The organism is Streptomyces sp. TRM64462 (genome assembly GCF_013362995.1).
Lineage (GTDB): Bacteria > Actinomycetota > Actinomycetes > Streptomycetales > Streptomycetaceae > Streptomyces.
In genome coordinates this window covers 1-18,872 of sequence record NZ_JABWDV010000301.1, presented here as the reverse complement: position 1 = coordinate 18,872, position 18,872 = coordinate 1, and the positions used below count along the sequence as shown (strand labels likewise).

Annotated in this window: 16 protein-coding genes and 2 pseudogenes; 9 read left to right on the top strand and 9 right to left on the bottom strand. The window is 73.5% G+C overall.

Translation table 11 applies throughout. The features are described from left to right. Positions 1–886, bottom strand: an 886-nt coding sequence (locus tag HTZ82_RS14395) for a serine/threonine-protein kinase (protein ID WP_175409762.1), incomplete at its 3' end; no start/stop codon positions are given. Between the two features lie 247 nt (positions 887–1,133). Next, the gene (locus HTZ82_RS14390) at positions 1,134–1,937 is read right to left on the bottom strand and encodes a VOC family protein (RefSeq protein ID WP_175409761.1); all 804 of its coding nucleotides are present in this window, start codon (positions 1,935–1,937) and stop codon (positions 1,134–1,136) included. Positions 1,938–2,342: 405 nt separating this feature from the next. Between HTZ82_RS14390 and HTZ82_RS14385 the strand changes: the two genes are divergently transcribed. From HTZ82_RS14385 to HTZ82_RS14365, 5 genes and pseudogenes are all read left to right on the top strand, one after another. Next, entirely contained in the window at positions 2,343–2,990 is a 648-nt protein-coding gene (locus HTZ82_RS14385; RefSeq protein ID WP_175409760.1) for a TetR family transcriptional regulator, read from the top strand. A gap of 281 nt (positions 2,991–3,271) precedes the next feature. Continuing rightward, on the top strand, positions 3,272–3,934 hold the full coding sequence (locus HTZ82_RS14380; protein ID WP_175409759.1) for a pyridoxal 5'-phosphate synthase: 663 nt from the start codon (positions 3,272–3,274) through the stop codon (positions 3,932–3,934). A 103-nt stretch (positions 3,935–4,037) separates the two neighbouring features. Further along, positions 4,038–4,784, top strand: coding sequence for a DUF4142 domain-containing protein (locus HTZ82_RS14375; protein WP_309235471.1), 747 nt, complete (start codon positions 4,038–4,040; stop codon positions 4,782–4,784). Between the two features lie 270 nt (positions 4,785–5,054). Next, on the top strand, positions 5,055–6,347 hold the full coding sequence (locus HTZ82_RS14370) for an NAD(P)/FAD-dependent oxidoreductase (RefSeq protein ID WP_175409757.1): 1,293 nt from the start codon (positions 5,055–5,057) through the stop codon (positions 6,345–6,347). 397 nt (positions 6,348–6,744) lie between these two features. Then, a pseudogene (locus HTZ82_RS14365) lies at positions 6,745–8,262 on the top strand (acetate--CoA ligase family protein); the annotation flags it as partial. Between the two features lie 11 nt (positions 8,263–8,273). Here HTZ82_RS14365 and HTZ82_RS14360 read toward each other — a convergent pair. Continuing rightward, complete coding sequence (locus tag HTZ82_RS14360; protein ID WP_175409755.1) at positions 8,274–9,227, bottom strand: hypothetical protein; 954 nt, start codon at positions 9,225–9,227, stop codon at positions 8,274–8,276. Positions 9,228–9,276: 49 nt separating this feature from the next. After that, positions 9,277–10,590, bottom strand: a complete 1,314-nt coding sequence (locus HTZ82_RS14355) for an MFS transporter (RefSeq protein WP_175409754.1) — start codon at positions 10,588–10,590, stop codon at positions 9,277–9,279. 71 nt (positions 10,591–10,661) lie between these two features. Between HTZ82_RS14355 and HTZ82_RS14350 the strand changes: the two genes are divergently transcribed. After that, the gene (locus tag HTZ82_RS14350; protein ID WP_175409753.1) at positions 10,662–11,663 is read left to right on the top strand and encodes a GlxA family transcriptional regulator; all 1,002 of its coding nucleotides are present in this window, start codon (positions 10,662–10,664) and stop codon (positions 11,661–11,663) included. Between the two features lie 198 nt (positions 11,664–11,861). Here HTZ82_RS14350 and HTZ82_RS14345 read toward each other — a convergent pair whose 3' ends face one another. The 3 genes and pseudogenes from HTZ82_RS14345 to HTZ82_RS14335 all read right to left on the bottom strand — a co-directional run. Further along, positions 11,862–12,335, bottom strand: a complete 474-nt coding sequence (locus tag HTZ82_RS14345) for an ATP-binding protein (protein ID WP_175409752.1) — start codon at positions 12,333–12,335, stop codon at positions 11,862–11,864. A gap of 318 nt (positions 12,336–12,653) precedes the next feature. Continuing rightward, the gene (locus HTZ82_RS14340; protein WP_175409751.1) at positions 12,654–13,166 is read right to left on the bottom strand and encodes an EF-hand domain-containing protein; all 513 of its coding nucleotides are present in this window, start codon (positions 13,164–13,166) and stop codon (positions 12,654–12,656) included. A 185-nt stretch (positions 13,167–13,351) separates the two neighbouring features. Beyond that, a pseudogene (locus HTZ82_RS14335) lies at positions 13,352–13,696 on the bottom strand (STAS domain-containing protein); the annotation flags it as partial. Between the two features lie 215 nt (positions 13,697–13,911). Here HTZ82_RS14335 and HTZ82_RS14330 point away from each other — a divergent pair. Both HTZ82_RS14330 and HTZ82_RS14325 read left to right on the top strand, forming a co-directional pair. Then, positions 13,912–14,496, top strand: coding sequence for an RNA polymerase sigma factor (locus tag HTZ82_RS14330; protein ID WP_175409749.1), 585 nt, complete (start codon positions 13,912–13,914; stop codon positions 14,494–14,496). Then, the gene (locus HTZ82_RS14325; RefSeq protein WP_175409748.1) at positions 14,493–15,806 is read left to right on the top strand and encodes a zf-HC2 domain-containing protein; all 1,314 of its coding nucleotides are present in this window, start codon (positions 14,493–14,495) and stop codon (positions 15,804–15,806) included. The genes HTZ82_RS14330 and HTZ82_RS14325 overlap by 4 nt, the downstream gene beginning before the upstream one ends. 21 nt (positions 15,807–15,827) lie before the next feature. Here the strand turns inward: HTZ82_RS14325 and purU are convergent, their stop codons facing one another. Further along, complete coding sequence (purU, locus tag HTZ82_RS14320; protein ID WP_175409747.1) at positions 15,828–16,679, bottom strand: formyltetrahydrofolate deformylase; 852 nt, start codon at positions 16,677–16,679, stop codon at positions 15,828–15,830. 102 nt (positions 16,680–16,781) lie between these two features. Beyond that, positions 16,782–17,228, bottom strand: a complete 447-nt coding sequence (locus HTZ82_RS14315) for a hypothetical protein (RefSeq protein WP_175409764.1) — start codon at positions 17,226–17,228, stop codon at positions 16,782–16,784. Positions 17,229–17,476: 248 nt separating this feature from the next. On the opposite strand from HTZ82_RS14315, the gene HTZ82_RS14310 reads away from it, so the two are divergent. After that, entirely contained in the window at positions 17,477–18,751 is a 1,275-nt protein-coding gene (locus HTZ82_RS14310; protein WP_175409763.1) for an ABC transporter substrate-binding protein, read from the top strand. The last annotated feature ends 121 nt before the right edge of the window (positions 18,752–18,872 follow it).

Genomic DNA, 18,872 nt, shown 5'->3' with positions numbered 1-18,872 from the left:
CGCCACGGCGCTGCTCGATCATCGCGGTCGCCCGCGCCGGCAGCCACGCCGACGCCGTACCGCTGTCGTCGCCGCCCGCGAACAGGTGCGGCGCGAGCTGGGCCTGGAGGTCGGCGGGCGTCGGACGGTGCGTCGCGTCCGTCTGCATGCAGGAGTCGATCAGCGGGCGCAGCTCGTCGGGCAGGCCCTCCAGGTCGGGGCCCTCGCGGAGCAGCATGAACACCGTCTCGACCGGGTTCGCCCCGTGGTACGGCGCGTGTCCGGTCGCGGCGAAGACGAGCGTCGAGCCGAGCGAGAAGACATCGCTCGCGCCGGTCACGCTCCGCGAGTCCCGCGCCTGCTCGGGCGACATGTAGGCGGGCGTACCGACGGCGACGTTGGTCATGGTCAGCCGGGTGTTGGAGACGCCGGACGCGATACCGAAGTCGATGACGCGCGGCCCGTCCTCGACGACGAGCACGTTGGACGGCTTGAGGTCGCGGTGGACGAGGCCGGCCCCGTGGATGGACTGGAGGGCCTCGGCGACCCCGGCCGCCAGCCAGCGCACGGCCGGCGCGGGCAGCGGCCCGCACTCGTTCACTATCTCCTCGAGCGACGGGGCCGGTACGTACGCGGTGGCCAGCCACGGCACGGCGGCGCGCGGGTCGGCGTCGACGACGGCCGCCGTGTAGAAACCGGACACCGCGCGCGCGGCCTCGACCTCGCGCGTGAAGCGGACACGGAACAGCTGGTCCTCGGCGAGCTCGGTCCGTACGGTCTTGATCGCGACGCGCCGGCCGGACGCCGAGCGTGCGAGATAGACCAGGCCCATACCGCCGGCGCCGAGCCGGCCCAGCACCTCGAACGGGCCGATCCGTCTCGGGTCGTGCTGCGTCAGCTGCTCCACTTGCCTGCCACCTCCCCGTCAGGGCCATGAGGGTACGGCCCTGTGCCCCCTGATTCTTCCTGTCCGGGGCGGCGGTTGCGAACCCGGGGGCGGATCGGGGTGTCTCACCCGGATCCGGACACCCCCGTGAGGGGCCGGCGGGGCGCGAGCGACGGACGTTCCGGCTGGATCCCGCTCCTGGCGGGCGCTGCCGGAAGCGCGGGCAGAAGCCCTGGCAACAGCCCTGACGCGTACTTCTCCGTACTCCTCAGGCGGCTCTCGGCTCCGCGAGTACGGCGAAGGCGGCGCCCTGGTTGTCGGTGATGAGCGCGATCCGGCCATACGGCGTGTCGAAGGGCTCCTCGGTGACGCGGCCGCCGAGGCGTACGGCGGTGGCGACGGCGTCGTCGCAGTCGTCGACGGCGAAGTACACGAGGAAGTGGGCCGGCATCTCGGCGGGGAAGGCGGCCCCGATGACGCTGCGCCCGCCGATCGCCGTGTCGTCGCTCGGCTCCGCCGCGCTCGCCGGCGACCAGACGCGGAAGTCGACGGACGGGTCGTCGAGGTCGCGGGTGCGGTAGCCGAAGAGCGTCTCGTAGAAGGCGTCGACGGCGTCCTTGTCACGGGCCCGCGTGTACACCTCGGTCCAGCAGAAGGAGCCGGGGCGGCCCTGCTTCTCGAAGCCCGCCTGCGTCTCCGCCTGCCAGAGCCCGAACACGGCGCCGCCCGGGTCGGCCACGAGGGCCGTGATGCCGGCGGAGCCGACGCGTACGGGCCGGGTGATGACCCGGCCGCCGACCTCCTCGACGCGCGCCGCGAGGGCGACGGCGTCGGCGGCCGCGACGTACACGCCCCAGGCGGTGGGCATCCGGCCGTCCTGCTTGGCGGCGAGCCCGGCGACGCGCAGGCCCTCGCTGAACGCGGTGGCGTACGGGACGGGGGTCTCGGCGCTGTCGGTGAACGTCCAGCCGAACAGCTCGCCGTAGAAGCGCTTGCCTGCTTCGAGGTCGGGGAGCATCGCGTCCGCCCAGCACGGCGTGCCCTCCGCCTTCGCCTCCGTCGTCGCGGCCATGGGCGTGCTTCCTTCCTGCGTACGGACCGTACGTCGATCGTCACGCTAATGCGGAGACGTGCGGGGCGCAGAGGAAGAGCGGGGGCAGAACAGCGGGAAGAACGATCACATAGGCCCATATGGCAGGTGGGAGGAGGGCGAGGGGAGCTTGTCCACCGATGTTTTCCACAGGCTGTTAATAAGCCTATTGGGTGTATGCGCGTGGATGATCAAGCGCACGGGACCCGAATGAGTCCCGGGCGCGTTCGGAGCGGGTCGGAAGCGGGTCCGAAGCGGGTTTGAAGCGGGTTTGAAGCAGGTCTAAAGCGGGTCTGAAGGGGGTCCGCGGCGGGGCGGCGCACGGGGCCGCACCCCATTTGCAGTCGGCCGAATCGCGCCCCGATCACCCGTCGGTAAGCTGACGGCATGACAGGACAAGTACGCACCGTCGACGGCCGCGTGGCCGGTCGACGCGGTCAGGCGACGCGGCAGAAGCTGCTCGACTGCCTCAGCGAGATGCTCAGCTCCTCGCCGTACCGGGACGTCAAAGTCATCGACGTGGCCCGGCGGGCGGGCACTTCACCTGCGACCTTCTATCAGTATTTCCCGGACGTCGAGGGCGCCGTCCTCGAAATCGCCGAGGAAATGGCCAAGGAGGGCGCTGAATTGACCGAATTGGTCTCCGGCCGCTCCTGGGCGGGAAAGGCCGCCCGGCAGACGTCGGAGGACCTCGTCGACGGGTTCCTGGACTTCTGGCGGCGGCACGACGCGATTCTCCGCGTCGTGGATCTCGGGGCCGCGGAGGGCGACAAGCGGTTCTACAAGATCCGCATGAAGGTCCTGAACGCGGTGACCAATCCCCTGACGGACGCGGTGAAGGAACTGCAGTCGAAGGGCAGGGTCGACAAGGACGTGAACCCGGCGGCGGTCGCGGGCGCGATGGTCGTGATGCTGGTCGGCGCCGCGTCGCACCAGAAGGGCTTCCAGACGTGGGGCGTCAAGGCGGCCGAACTCCGGCCGAACCTGGCGCTGTTGGTCCACCTGGGCATCACGGGCAAGAAGCCGGCGAAGTAGCCGACGAAGCAGCCGGCCGGGAGCCTGCCAAGGCGCCTGCCGAGGCGCCGTCGCAGCACGCCGGCCGACGCCGGCCGACGCCGGCCGGGCCGGCGACGTAACGCGCCTCTCCCCGCCCGCCGTCGCGCGCCGTCGCGCGCATCCGCCCGCCCAGCGGCCGCCGTTCCTCACGTCCTGTCACGCCTGCGGCGGCCCTCGCGGCCGTCGCCGGCGCCCCCCCTGCTCAGTGCCCCCTCCCCCCTGCCCGGTGTCCTGCGGCCGCCGGCGCGGATGATGGGCCCATGCCCGACGACGCCTTCGAGACGACGCTCCGCTCGCTCCGCGTCTGGGACGCGCCCCTCCCGGTCTTCGACCCGGACGGCGCCCCGGACAGTCCGCTGCCCCTGTTCCGTACGTGGTTCGTGGCGGCCGCGCGGGCGGGCCAGGCCGAGCCGCACACCCCGCACCTGGCCACGGTCGACGAGCACGGCGACCCCGACGTCCGTACGGTGATGCTGCACGGCGCCGACGAGCGCGGCTGGCACTTCGCGTCCCACGCCACCAGCGCCAAGGGCCGCCAGCTCGCCGCACACCCGAACGCCGCGCTCGGCTTCTACTGGCCGGTCCAGGCGCGCCAGGTCCGCGTCCGGGGCCCTGTCACGCCCGGTACGCCCGAGGAGGCGTACGAGGACCTCCACGCCCGTTCGACGGGTGCCCTCGCCGCGGCCCTGGTGGGCCACCAGAGCGAACCGCTGCCGTCCGTGGACGCCCTGGCGCGGGCGAGCGAGGCGGCGTGGAACCGCGCCCACGGCGAACCCACCGCGCACGCACCCACCTGGACGCTGTACTTCCTCACCGCCCGCGAGGTCGAGTTCTTCCAGGGCGACACCGCCCGCCGCCACATCCGCCTCCGTTACACCCGCACCCCGGACGGCGCCTGGACGAAGCAGCTTCTCTGGCCGTGAACGCCCCGGCCGTCACATCCGTATCCCTGGCCGACGCGAACGAACGGACTTCGTGTTCTCCGTGCCGACCCGGGAGGGATCCATGTATCCGAACCGACGTGCCGTGCGACCCCGAGTTTCCCGGCGGGCACTCGCCGCCGTCGCCTCCTTGTGCGCCGCGCTCGTCGCGGTGTTCCTCGTCGTACGGGCGGGGGGTGAGGAAGCGGCGGCCGAGCAGACAGCGGCCGCCGGAGCCGCCGTACCGCAGAGCGCCGGCCACGGCGGCAACGACGGCGGCTACGGCAGCGCCCACGGGGCCGTCGGGGCCACCGGCGGCGCCGACGGCCCCGGCTCGGCGGCGGGCGGGCAACAGCGGCAGCAGCACGGCCCCATGCGGGTCACGGACGTGGACCGGACCTTCCTCGTGCAGGTGCGGCAGGCCGGCCTGTGGGAGATACCGGCCGGGCGGCTGGCCCAGACGCACGCCGCGAGCGAGGCCGTGAAGCGCGCCGGACTGCACCTCATCGACGGGCACAGCAAGCTCGACCAGCTCGTCCGCGAGGACGCCCGCATCCTCGGCGTGGAGCTCCCGGACCAGGCGACCGAGGAGCAGCAGGGCTTCGTACGGCAGATGGAGGCCGCGCGGGGCGCGGAGTTCGACCGGCTCTTCGCCAACCTGCTGCGCGCGTCGCACGGGAAGATCTTCGCCACCATCGGCGAGGTACGCGCCGCCACGCAGAACGACCTCATCCGGCGGCACGCCCGCCAGGCGAACCAGACGGTCCTCGACCACCTGGAGGTCCTGGAGGACACCGGGCTCGTCGACACCCGGACCTTCGAGGAGGTCGAGGCGGCGGTGACCCCGAAGTAGGCGCCGCGGGAGCGGTGCGCGCGCCGGGAGAGGTGCGCGCGCCGGGACACGTGCGCACGTCGGGACACGTGCGCGCGCCGGGACACGTGCGCGCGTCGGCGGACGTGCGCGCACCGGGAGCCGCCCCGGCGCGGGGGCCCGTGGGGCGCGCCGCGGTGCGCGCCACCGGCGGACGGTTGCGGGGAACCGGGCGGTTTCGTGATCCTTTTGCAACCGATTTCCGTCTTGACCGGGACCCAACAACAAAAGCGCGCATTACGCTCAGCTTCCATGGCCCCTGCATCCGTCCGTTCCGTCCCCCTCCTCGGCCCGCCCGTGTACGTCGTCGGCGCGGGTCCCGGCGGGCTCGCCGCGGCCGCCGCGCTGCGCGCACGCGGTGTGCGGGCCGTCGTCCTGGAGAGGTCCGGGAGCGTCGCGGCGGCCTGGCGCGGCCACTACGACCGGCTGCGGCTGCACACGACGCGGCGGATGTCGGCGCTGCCCGGCCTGCCGATGCCCCGGTCGTTCGGGCGATGGGTGTCGCGCGACGACATGGTCAGGTACCTGGAGAAGTACGTCGAGGTGCACGACCTGGAGATCGTGACGGGCGTGGAGGTCTTCCGCATCGACCGCGCGGACGGCACGGACGGGTGGCTGCTGCACGCGACGGGCGGGCGGCGGCTCACCAGCCGGGTGGTGGTCGTCGCGACCGGACGCCACCGGGCGCCGCTGCTGCCGGACCCGGCCGGTGCCGCCACGTGGACCGGCGAGCTGCGGCACTCGGGGACGTACCAGTCCGCCGCCCCGTACGCGGGCAAGGACGTGCTGGTGGTGGGCGCGGGCAACAGCGGCACGGAGATAGCCGTCGACCTGGCCGCGGGCGGCGCCGCCCGGGTGCGGCTCGCCGTCCGCACGGTGCCGCACGTCGTGCGCCGTTCCGTGGCCGGCTGGCCCGCGCAGGCGACGGGCGTCCTGGTGCGGCGCCTGCCGGTGTGGGCGGCCGACCGGCTGCTGCGGGTGCTCCAGCGGCTGACGGTGCCGGACCTGTCGGCGTACGGGCTGCCGCGCCCGGCCACGGGGCCGTACGCGCGGCTGCGCCGTGACGGGGCGCTCCCGGTGTACGACACGGGGCTCGTCGACGCGGTGCGGCGCGGGGGCGTCGAGCCGGTCGCGGCGGTGGAGGCGTTCGGGGACGACGACGAGGTCCTGCTGGCGGACGGGTCCCGGATCCGGCCGGACGCGGTGATCGCGGCGACCGGCTACCGCCGCGCCCTGGAGCGCCTGGTCGGCCACCTGGGCGTCCTGGACGCCGCGGGGCGCCCGGTGGTGCACGGTTCCCGTACGGCGGCGAAGGCGCCGGGCCTGTACTTCACGGGCTTCACGCAGCCGCTGAGCGGCGGGCTCCGCGAACTGGGCCTCGACGCACGCCGGATCGCCCGCGCGGTCGCCGCCACGGCCCGCCGCCGGGCGGGCACGGCCGCCGGGGTCGCGCTACTGCCGGAACAGGCGACGGCCGGGCGCCGTTCGGCGGGCGGCATCCGTCCGCCCCGTGCGGCGGTCCCGCCGGTGAGCCTGCCGCGCTGAGCGAGCGGAGCACCGGCCGCCGCGAGCCCGCCCCGAAGCACAGAAACGACAACAACCCTACTCCCGAGTATTTCTGAGATCTCATCAGTTCGCTAACCTGACAAAGCGTCAGCTATTCATTCCGGATCGGAAGAAGAAGACGACGACGAGCAGGAGCGGCGGACCGATGCTTGGATCGACCCACGGCACCTTCACCTCCGACGTCCACGCCCGTATGGCGGCCGCCTGCGGCCGGGCCTCATCGGCCGGCGGCTGCCTCGACGTCAGCGGCCGGCCGCTGCGGGCCCCCGTACCGGACCTGGACCCGCTGTTCCCGCGCCGCGACGGGCCCGGCGGACCGGGAGGGCCAGGCGTCGCCGTCGTCACGCGCTCCGCCGACCAGGCCCGGGCCCTGCACGCCCTCGGGGACGTGGGCGTCCGCCTCACACACGAGATCACCGTCGAGGAAACAGAAGAGGAAGCGGAAGCGCACAGACCGGCCCCGACGACCGCCGACGCCATCGCCTACCTGGCCGAACAGCCGGGCGTGGGCGCCATCGCCTGCCATGTGGAGGGCGTCCGGGACGGCCGCGGCTTCCTGCTCGCCGTCGACCACGCCGCCCGGCGCGGTGTCCCCGTGGTCGCCCTGGTCACGGGCGGCCGGACGCCGGTGATGGACGCCGCGTTACGGCAGTTCGGCGTCGTACGGGTGGACGCGCCCGACCAGCTCCAGGACACGGCCACGTTCCTGGCGCGGGCCCGCCGCCCCACGCCCGGGGCCGGCACGGTCGCCGTCCACGCCCCGTACGCCGCGGGCGCGGGCACGCACCTGGCGGAACTGGCCAGGGCCGCGGGTCTGAACGCCACGCACCGCGCGGACGCACTCGACAGTCTCCTGACCGACCCGGCGGTCGCCGTCCTGATCTGCCCCGTCCCGGCCCCGGACCCGCCCCGCACCGACCGGCTGGCGCGGGACCTGGTCGCGGCGGCCGAGGCGACCGACAAGCCGGTGTGCGTGGTGTGGGGCTCCCCGTCCGGCACGGAACCCGCGTACCGCACGACGCTGCTGGGCTCGCCGCGCGTGACGACGTTCCGTACGGCGGGCAACTGCGTGGCGGCCGTCCGGGCGTACCTGAACCACCACACCTTCACCACCGCCTACCGCTCCCCCTTCGACGAGGCACCGCGCACCCCGTCGCCGTCCCTCCGCAAGGCACACGCCCTGCTGGAACCGGCCGTGCCGGGCGGCCCCGGCGGCAGGCTCAGCGAGCACACGGCGAAACAGCTCCTGCGCGCGTACGGCATCCGCGTCCCGCGCCAGCAGCTCGTGACCAGCGCGGCGGCCGCCGTGCGCGCGGCGGCGCAGGTCGGCTACCCGGTGGTGCTGAAGGCGTCGGCGCCCCGGAAGCCCGAACGGGGCGCGGTCCGCGCCGGATTGACCTCGGCGAGCCAGGTCAGGGACACGTACCGGCATCTGACCGAGACGGCCCGTTACGAGGGGATAGCCCTGGACGGGGTGCTGGTCTGCCAACTCGTCCCGCGGGGCGTGGAGCTGGCGGTCCGCATCACGCACGACGCGGTGTTCGGCCCGGTGGTGACCGTCGGCCTCGGCGGCGACCTGGAGTGCCTGCGGGACACGGCGGTACGGATCCCCCCGTTCGGCGAGCCCGACGCCCGCGCGATGCTCGGCGAACTCCGCGCCCGCGCCCTCCTGAACGGCCCCCGAGGCGGCCCACCCCTGGACGTGGACGCCCTGGTGGAGGTCCTGCTCCGCGCCCAGCGCATGGCCCTGGAACTCTCCGACGACCTCACGACCCTGACCATCGACCCCCTGGTGGTCCTGGACCGAGGCCAGGGCGCCATAGCCCTGGACACCGTGGCGGTCCATGGCCGTCCAGGGCTCCCGACGGGCCCCACCCCCGCCTTCCCGAGGTGACCCCGGCCCGCCTACCCCTCGTGCCGCAGCAGATACAGGTCCCCTGAGTCCGGGTCGCCGATGTACGTGTAGAGCGTCATCCGCCCCGGCCGTCCGCCGACGCTCCACGACTCCGACGCGCAGCCGTCGACCGAGACCCGCACCTCCTGGGTCCGCGTACCGCCGTCGCCCGTCTCGTAGGTCCACGTTCCCTCGCCGTCGCACTCCTCGACGACCGTCCGCCGGGAGGGTCCGCCGATGTCCGTCGCGTACTGGTCGAGACCGGCCGCCGCGACCGTGCCGTTCGCAGCGAAACGGAGCGTGCCGCCGCGTCCGTCGGACCAGACGCCGACCAGCCGTTCCGGGGTGAGCCGTGGCGGCTGGTACTCCTCGGCGAGGCCCGTGGTGAAGGCGAGGACGCACAGGACGACAGCCGCGACCACGGCACCCGTTCCGTACACCAGCGTGCTCAGGACGAACTGCCACCACTGGAACGCGCGCGCCCTCGCATGCTCCAGGCGCGCCAGCAGCCCCGGCACCACCGGCACCGCCGCGGCCACCAGCCACGTCCACGCCACCCCCGCGGGGCCCGCGCCCGCCCACAGTGCCAGGCCGACCGCCGGTACGGCTGTGCCGACCGCCGACACCACCGGCACTCCCCACCAGGCGTCCCGCCCCGCGACCCGCGTCGTGATGCGCCGGCCCAGCTCCACCATGGGCAGCACCAGCACCAGGCTGACGGCAAGGCCGATCACCGCACCGAACAGCGCGAGCACCGGCATCAGGACGACCGCGAACGCGTTCGGCCCCGCACTCTCCGGGCTTTCCCGCGTCGCCCCGTACGCAATGGCCACCACCACGGCGACGCCCGCCTCGACGCACAGCGCCGCCGTCGACGTCAGCAGCGCGCCCCGCCGCCGGTTTCCCGCGCTCCGGCTCCGCCCCGCCTCCGGATCGTCGGCCCGCTCCGGAATCTGTCGGTCCATCTCCTCGGCCTCCCCCCGACTCCTGCCGAGGATCATCCCTCCCCGGCCGTCAGACCGCCGCACCGGTCCCCACCGGCCGCCGTCGGATCACCAGGGCCATCAGGGCCGCTGCCGCGCACAGTGCGCCGGAGGCGTACCAGACCACGTCGTACGAGCCGAACACGTCCCGCGCGGCGCCGCCCAGGAAGGCGACGAGTGCGGCGCCCACCTGGTGGGAGGCGAGGACCCAGCCGAAGACGATGGCCGAGTCGTCGCCGAAGTGCTCGCGGCACAGGGCGATCGTCGGCGGCACGGTGGCCACCCAGTCCAGGCCGTAGAAGACGATGAAGAAGATCATCGGAGGCTCGACGCTCGGTGCCAGCAGCATCGGCAGGAACAGCAGCGAGACGCCGCGCAGCGCGTAATACACGGCCAGCAGCCGTCGCGCCTCGAAGCGGTCCGTGAACCAGCCCGACGCGACCGTGCCCACGACGTCGAAGACCCCGATCACGGCGAGCAGCGACGCGGCCGCCGTGATGGGCATGCCGTGGTCGTGGGCGGCCGGCACGAAGTGGGTCTTGACCAGGCCGTTCGTCGACGCCCCGCAGATCGCGAACGTGCCGGCCAGCAGCCAGAACGGGCCCGTGCGGGCCGCCCGCAGCAGCACCCGCACCGCCCGCCGCGCCGCGCCCGGCACGGGCTCCGGCTTCGGGACGGCGGTCTCCGCACCGTACGGCGCCAGCCCCACGTCCGCCGGGTGGTCGCGCAGCAGCAGCCACACGAACGGCACCACCGCCAGCGCCGACAGCGCGACCGTCACCGCCGCCGGGCGCCAGCCCTGGTGCTCCACCAGCCACGACAGCAGCGGCAGGAACACCAGTTGGCCGGACGCGCCGGCCGCCGTGAGGACGCCCGTCACCAGGCCGCGCCGCGCCGTGAACCAGCGGTTGGTGACCGTCGCCGCGAACGCCAGCGCCATGGAGCCGCTGCCCAGGCCGACGAGGACGCCCCAGAACAGCACGAGCTGCCATGCCGCCGTCATCCACACCGTCAGCAGCGACCCGGCCGCGATCACCGTCAGCGCGGCCGCCACCACCCGCCGGATGCCGAACCGGTCCATCAGCGCCGCCGCGAACGGCGCCGTCAGCCCGTACAGCGCCAGGTTCACCGACACCGCGAAGCCGATCGTGCCGCGCGACCAGTCGAACTCCTCGTGCAGCGGCTCGATCAGCAGTCCCGGCAACGACGCGAAGGCGGCCGCGCCGACGATCGTCACGAACGTGACGGCGGCGACGGACCACGCCCGGTGGACGCGGGGAAGACGGACGCGGCGCGTGGCGACACGGGGCTCTGCCGGCCGCTCGGGAAGGGTTGTCCTGTTCACGGCCACCAGACTGTCCGCCCCGCGTCACCCGGACCACTGGCCCGGATGACATGTTTCGATACGATCGGGCCATGCCGCAGCGTCGCCCGCACCGTGTCGCCGTCCTCGCCCTCGCCGGCCTGCTCCCCTTCGAACTGGGCATCCCCCACCGGATCTTCGGCCGCGCCAAGGACCCGGAGACCGGGCAGCGCCTGTACGAGACGGTGACCTGCGGCCTCGCCCCCGGCCCGGTCCCCACGGACGCGGACTTCGCGGTCGACGTGGCACACGGGCCCGAGGCGCTGGCCACCGCCGACACGGTCGTCGTGCCCGCCTCGTACGAGCTGGGGCCGGTGTACGACGAGGGGCGGCTCACCGACGAACTCGCGGCGGCGCTCGCGCACATCCGGCCCGGCGCCCGCCTGGTCTCCATCTGCACGGGCGGGTACGTGCTGGCGGCCGCCGGCTTCCTCGACGGGCGGCCCGCGACGACGCACTGGGCGTCCGCCGACCACTTCCAGCGGCGGTTCCCCTCGGTGCGGGTCGAGCCGGACGTGCTGTTCATCGACGACGGCGACGTCCTCACGTCCGCCGGGGTCGCCGCCGGGATCGACCTGTGCCTGCACATCGTGCGCCGCGACCACGGCGCGGCCGTCGCCAACGAGGTGGCCCGCCGCACGGTCGTCCCGCCCCACCGGGACGGCGGCCAGGCCCAGTACATCCGGCGCCCGGTGCCCGAGCCGCGCCTCGCGACGACGGCGGGCGCCCGCGCCTGGGCGCTGACCCGCCTCGACGAGCCGCTCCAGCTCCGCGACCTGGCGGCGCGCGAGGCGATGAGCGTACGGACGTTCACGCGCAGGTTCCGTGAGGAGGTCGGGGTGAGCCCCGGCCAGTGGCTGACGCACCAGCGCGTCGAACGGGCCCGCCAGCTCCTGGAGTCGACCGGCCTGTCCATGGACGAGGTGGCCCGGCGCGCCGGTTTCGGCACGGCCCAGTCGATGCGCCAGCATGTACAGGCCGCGCTCGGCGTTCCGCCGACGGTCTACCGCCGCACGTTCCAGGGAAACGGCACGGACGCGCGGCCCCGTGCGTGAGCCGCGTGCGGCAGGGCGTCTTCTTCGGGTGGCGGCTCGCGTATGCGCGCCCCGAGCACGGCACGGCGGCCGCCACCCGCTCTCACGACCCGCACTCGCCGAGGGCGTCAAGCCCTCGGCGTCCCCTCGCCACGAATCGCTGATCCAAGGGTGATCAGGCGGACACCGCCCGTCAACAGGTATTCAGGGAAATAACCGTTACGTGGTATTTGTGACGGCGCGCGCCGGATCGTACGCACCGGAATCGTGCACCACGGTCGTGAACACCGGCGCGCTTCTGTCGACCTCGCACCAGATACGTTTCCCGGCCCCTTCGGGCTGCCAGCCCCACCGGTCGGCGAGCCCGTCGACCAGCTCCAGGCCCCGGCCGTGCGTGTCGCCGCCGTCCGCCCTGCGCTGCTGCGGCGGGACCGCACTGCGGTCCGCGACCTCGACGCGCACGATGCCGGCCCCGGCACCGCCCGGGCCGAACAGCATCCGCAGCACGGCCGGACGGCCCGTGTGCACCACGGCGTTGGTGACCAGCTCCGAGATGAGCAGCACCAGGGTCTCGGTCAGCGGCTCGTCGGCAGCTATCCCCGACCCTGCCAGTCGTGACCTCGCCCATCTACGGGCCCGTCCCACCTCCGAGGGCTCGGGCCCGACCTCCAACTGAATCTGAAGCACCTGCACCGCTCACACCATCCGAACCGGCGGACACATCGCCTCGCGCCTCACAGCGTTCCTTGTGGGACAGCATGGTTGACGTACAGTCACCGCAACAAGCGCTTCGGGCATATTCCCGCGTGAAGGAGTACGGTTGGTGCATACTGTGCGACGCTCACTCCGAGCAGTCGAACAGCCGCCCCACCCCCGCGCGTCCGCCACGGAGCGTACCCGAGCGGGGTCCCGCGCCCGCCTGCGACGGGCGGCGCGCAGGACACGACCCGGTATCGAAATGCGGCCCTTCTCGTCACTCGGTGTCATCACGGCGTCATCGCGACCCGCGCGTCACGCCAGCATGAAGTACCCCGCCAGCGCGGCGACAGCGGCCTCCTCCTCGATCCGCCCGTCCCCCCGCGCCTCCAGCTCCCGTGCGGCGAGCGCGGCCGCGGGCGCCTCCACGCCCAGCACCCGCAGCGCCCGCTCCAGTCCCGCCGCGTCGGGTCCGGCGCCGTTCGCGCCGGCGACCGCGAGTACGGCGCGGACGAAGGGCCGGGCGATCTCCGCGAACCGCTCCGGGTTGTCGCGCAGCCGCTTCACCGCGCCGTGCACGAACTCCTCACGCGACACCCGCTGGTCGCCGTCCACGTCCGCGATGCCCGCGAGCCCCTGCCAGAACGCCTCCGCGCCCTCCGACAGCGCCTGCCCCCTGTCAGACCGGTACGGCACGCCGAACTCGGTGAGCAGCCGCCGGGCCGCGACGAGGAAGTCCTCACGGGAGATGTAGCCGCTGCCCTCCTGGTCGAGCGCGGTGAACCGGGAGGCGATCCGCTGCTGGTACAGCTCCTCTGTGTCGTCCATGGCGGGAGAGTACGACGGGAACACCGCCGTCCGGGAGGCGCAGGACGGTGCACGGATGCACCTCTCAGGCGCTCAGCTCAGGCGCTCAGCGACTGCGGCGCACCGTCCTCACCATCCGTACCGTCCGCGCCATCACCACCACCGGCCCCGCCCGTCACCGCGGCCCTACCCGTCACCGCAGCAACGCCCGTCGCCGCGGCCACGTCCGGGTACACGTCGAACAGCCGCCGTACGCCGAGCGCCGCCAGCACCCGGTTCACGTGCGAGCCGTCGACGGCGCCCCGCGCCGGCAGGATCAGCCGCAGCATCCCCTTGCAGGAGTGCAGCAGCCGGCGCGACGCGATCAGCACGCCCACGCCGCTGGAGTCGCAGAACCGCACGCCGGACAGGTCGAGCACCAGGTGGTGGCGCCCCTCGGCGACCACGTCGTGCACCCGCCGCCGCACCACCGCCGAGGACACGAGGTCCAGTTCACCCGAGATGTGCAGGACGTCCCAGGTGCCGCGCTCGGCCCACTCCACCCTCAGCATCAAGCGCGTACCCCTTCGTCCATCCCGCCCCGCCCGCCGGCATCCGCCCCCACCGGGGTATCCGGAGCCTCTTCTTCCCGTCCCGGCTGCCCCGTCCTGCTCAAGTGAAACACTCCGTGCGCGGCGTGACCGCATCCTTACCATCGCCACCCCGTCCGGGCGGGTACTTGAACAAAGCAGGGTGCGCGGCGGTGACCGGGCATTACATTCGAGGTATGGCGAAGGACACACCACCGCGCTGGGACCGCAAGATGCAGCAGCGGCTGGCGCGGGGCGAGGCGGCCGCACTGGGCGAGCTGTACGACCGGTTCGCCTCGCTCGTCCACAACACCGCCCACCTGGTGCTGGAGAACCAGGAGGCCGCCGACCAGGTCACCCGGGAGGTGTTCGGGTACGTATGGGAGAACCCCGACGCGTTCGACCCCCGGCAGGAAGGTTCCATGCGCTCCTGGATCGCGCGGCTGACCCGCCGCCAGGCCGTGCACCGGCTGCGCCAGACCGGCACCCGCGAGATCGCCGAGCGCGGCGAGGGCTCCACGGAGGAGCTGGAGCAGCGGGTGCGCCGGGCGGCGGTCGCGGCGCGCGCCGACTACATCGTCACGTCCATGCCGGCGCCGCTGCGCAAGGCCCTGGAGCTCGCCTACTTCGAGCGGCGTGACTACCGGCAGACCGCCGCGCGCCTCGGTGTGACGGAGGACGAGGCGCGGCGGCGGCTGCGGCTCGGGCTCCAGTTGCTGTCCACGGCGCACACACGCCCCTTGGACGGTCCCCCGCCGTCCGCACACGGACGGTCGCGGTGAACGGCCCGTTGGACGGCGGCGGCCGCGACGGGACGGGTGGCGACGGCCGCGAAGGCACGGGCCGCGCGCCGCGCATACCGGGACCGCGCCATGCCGCCGACGACCTGGCGCCTCCGCAGCCACCGCAGCCGCAGCCACCGCAACCACCGCAGCCACGGCACGCGCAGCCACAGCCGCAGGCCCAGCCGCCGGTGCCGGTGCCGCAGTTGTCGCACGGGGTGCTGAAGTCGCTGCTCGGCGCGTGGGCGCTCGCCGCGTGCTCCGCCGACGAGACGGCCGCCGTCGAGGCGCACCTCACCGAGTGCGCGCCCTGCGCGGACGAGGCGCTGCGGCTGCGGGACGCGGTCGCCCTGCTGCACAGCGAGCGCGACCTGGACCTCGACCCGCTGCTCCGCTCCCAGGTCCTGGAGAACTGCCTGGGCCGCCGCCCCGCCCGTATCCCCGTACCGGAGTGGGCGGGCCCGTACGACGCGGAGACCGCCCGGCTCGACGCGCTGCTCCGGGACATCGCGGAGTCGGAGTGGGCGGCGCCGGTGCGGCTGAAGTGGTTCGAGGGCGACCGGCCGGTGAGCCGCAGCACCACGGTCGCTGGCGTGATGGGCCATCTGCTGGCCGTGGACGGCCTGGTGGCCACCGCGCTCGGCCTGGACGACCCGCTGCACCCGGCGACGGACCCGGCCCCGCGGGAACCGGGCGCCCGCACCGACGCGTACTGGCGGACGGCCGACCACACCCACACGCGGTGCGTGCGGGGCCCGTGGCGCGAGCAGGCCCACACCCTGGTCCGTACGGTGTCGTTCGCGGGCCGCGGCGTCGCGGACCTGTCCGTGCCGTACGGGAACTCCTCGCTGCCGCTGCGGGACGCGCTGCTCGACCGGGCCTTCGAGTGCTGGGTGCACGCCGAGGACATCGCGGCCGCCGTCGACTACCCGTACGAGCCGCCGAGCGGCGCCCATCTGCACCGGATGGTCGACCTGGCGGCGCGGCTGCTGCCCGCGGCCCTCGCCGACCGGCGCCGCACCGGGCTGGCCGCCCCCGTGCGCGGCCTCGTCGAGGCGGGCGCACCGGGCCGCTCCCTGCACCTGGAGATCGAGGGCGCGGGCGGCGGGCACTGGTTCATCGCCCTGGACTCCCCCGCGGCGCTGGGCTCACCCGACCACGAGGTGGCCCAGATCGCGCTGGACGCGGAGGAGTTCTGCCGGCTGGTGGCGGGCCACATCTCACCGACGGAGGCGGCGGCAGGCCAGGACGGCGACCGCGAGGCCATCAAGGACGTACTGTTCGCCGCGGCGTCGCTGAGCCGCATGTAGGCGGGACCGGCGGCGCGGGTCCTACGCGAACACGACTGTGCGGGTGCCGTTGAGCAGGATGCGGTGTTCCGCGTGCCACTTCACCGCGCGGGCCAGCGCCTGGCATTCGACGTCGCGGCCGACGGCGACGAGCTGCTCCGGCGTGACCTCGTGCCCGACGCGCTCGACCTCCTGCTCGATGATGGGGCCCTCGTCGAGGTCCGCCGTCACGTAGTGGGCCGTCGCGCCGATCAGCTTCACGCCGCGCGCGTGCGCCTGGTGGTAGGGCTTGGCGCCCTTGAAGCTCGGCAGGAACGAGTGGTGGATGTTGATGATGCGGCCGCTGAGCTGCTTGCACAGGTCGTCCGACAGGACCTGCATGTAGCGGGCCAGCACGACCAGTTCGATGTTCTCGCTGCGGACCAGCTCCAGGAGCTGCGCCTCCGCCTCCGCCTTCGTGTCCTTCGTCACCGGGATGTGGTGGAACGGAATGTCGTACGACGCCACGAGCTCCGCGAAGTCCGTGTGGTTCGACACCACCGCGACGATGTCGACCGGCAGGGCGCCGATGCGCGAGCGGAAGAGGAGGTCGTTCAGGCAGTGGCCGAACTTCGAGACCATCAGCACGATCCGCATGCGCTCGTCGGCGCGGTGGATCTGCCAGTCCATCGCGAAGGAGTCACCGACGGCGGCGAAGCTCGCCCGCAGCTTCTCGACCGTGACCGGCGCCTCCGCCGAGAAGTGGACCCGCATGAAGTACAGGCCCGACTCGCGGTCCCCGAACTGCTGGCTGTCCTCGATGTTGCATCCCGTGATGAACAGGTAGCTCGACACGGCGTGCACGATGCCCTGTTTGTCCGGGCAGGAGAGCGTGAGGACGTACTGGTCGGTCATCCTTGCAGGATGCCACACCGGCGCGCCCCGCCGAGCGCCGGTCCGGCAGGCGGACGGCATCGCGGAGCGACACGCGGAGCGGCGGCCGGACGGGAGGCCGGCTCAGCGGGCGCCGGTCATGATCTGGAGGGCCTCCAGCGGCCGCGGCGGCTCGTCCGGGTCCTCGCCGTCGGCGGCGGCGAGCCGCACATGGGCCTCGCGTGCGGCCCGTACGGCCTCGGGCCAGCCGTGGTGGTTCAGATACGCCGACACGGGCGCGTCGGGACCGACCTGGTGCATGATCCGCAGGACCCGCAGCACGGCCACGTCGACGAGCGCGGCCTCGCCCGAGTCGCGGAATATCGTCCCGACGTACTTCTCGGCCGACCAGTTGTCCAGCCAGGTGTCCTCGACCAGCCGGTACACGGCGTCGGTCACGTCCCCGTACCCGTCGGCGCCCGCGAGCCAGCACTCCTCGTGGAAGCGGGCGTCGGAGAGCATGTGCAGCGCCGAGCGCACGTTCGCGCGCCAGCGCCACCAGGGCATGTCGTTGAGCGGCATGCCGCCCATGGTGGAGGAGCGACGGCCGCGACGGGAAGTGTTCATCTGCGTTCACCTTGTGGGCTCGGTCCTTGCGGAGACGGCCCGGACGAGCTATCGGCGCGTGTCCCGGGAGGGGTACGGCGCATCGGGGCATCCGCCCGATCGTACGTGTCCCACCGTACGCGGTGCCCGCCCCTCGTAATTCACCTCGACGTCACCCAGCGTTGAGCCCCGCTCGCTTCCGCGTTACCCATGAGGCGGAATTGTGCGTGTCCATGACCGGTAACGGCAGGCGACGTTTTCCCACCTCACTGACCACCAGGGCCGCGACGGCCCTCGCCCTCGTCGCGGCGTCCCTCCTCACCGGCTGTGGTGCTCTCCCTGGAGCCACGGGGGGCTCCAGGGCGCCCATCACGGTGATGACCTGGGCTCCCGAAGGCACCAAAGCCACCAACATGCCCGGCATGCCGGCCATGGCAGAGGCCTACGCCCGCTGGGTCAACAGCGAGGGCGGCATCAACGGCCACGAACTCCGCGTGATCACCTGCAACGAAGGCAACTCCGCCACCGGCGCCGCGGCCTGCGCCCGCAAGGCGATCAAGGAAGAGGCGGTCGCGGTCGTCGGCTCGTACAGCCAGCACGGCCGCGCCTTCATGGCCCCGCTGGAGGCCGCGAACATCCCGTACATCGGCGGCTACGGACTCTCCGACGAGGAGTTCACCAGCTTCGTCTCCTATCCCGTCAACGGCGGGCAGATCGCGCTGCTCGCCGGGAACGGCATGCAGCTCGCGGGCGCCTGCGAGCGCGTGTCCCTCGTCCGTCCCGACACCATCGCCGGCGACTACCTGCACCGCCTCCTCAACTCCGGCCTCGCCCGCGGCAGCCGGCGGGAGGCCGTCGACATCCCGGCCGCGGAGGACGCCGGCGAGTACACCGCCGTCGCCCGCCGCTCCCGGACCCGCGCGGGCGAGGAGCGCGGCTGCGTCACGGCCGCGCTCGGGGAGCGCACCGCGCACTTCTTCGACTCGTTCCGGCGGCTGCCCACGGACGGCCGCGACATCCGCGTCTCGTCCGTGCTCGGCAGCGTCGACCAGATGCTCGTCGACCGCACGGGCGGCGCGTCCGGGCCCTTCGAGGGCGCGTACATCACCGGCTGGTACCCGGACGCGGGCGACGCGCGCTGGTCGCGGATGAAGCAGGTCGTCCAGGAGCACGCGTTCGGGGACAACCGGATCGACCCGGCGGACGCGGGCGTCCAGACCACCTGGATCGCGTACACGGTCCTCCACCAGGTCGTGGAGGCCATCGGCGACGAGGAGGTGACACCCGGCAGGATCGCCCTCACCCTGGACCGCGGCCTCAGGGTCGACACCGGAGGCCTCACGCCCGCCCTGCGCTGGCGCTACGAGGACATGCTGGGCACGCCCGGGTTCCCCAGGATCGTGAACGACCGCGTGACGTTCCAGGTGGTACGGAAGGGCCGCCTGGTGGCGCAGAGGTCCGGGTTCGTGAACGTCGGCCAGACGCTGATGGACGCCCGCGCGTCCTAGGGCTGTCTGACAATTCCCGTCGTCCGCCCGAAGGGCGGGCCCCGCGGCGTCTGGTGCGTGCGATCGCAAGGCGCCGGAGCGCCCTCGTGGCGGAGCCACGTGGGCGTTTCGGCAACGCGGC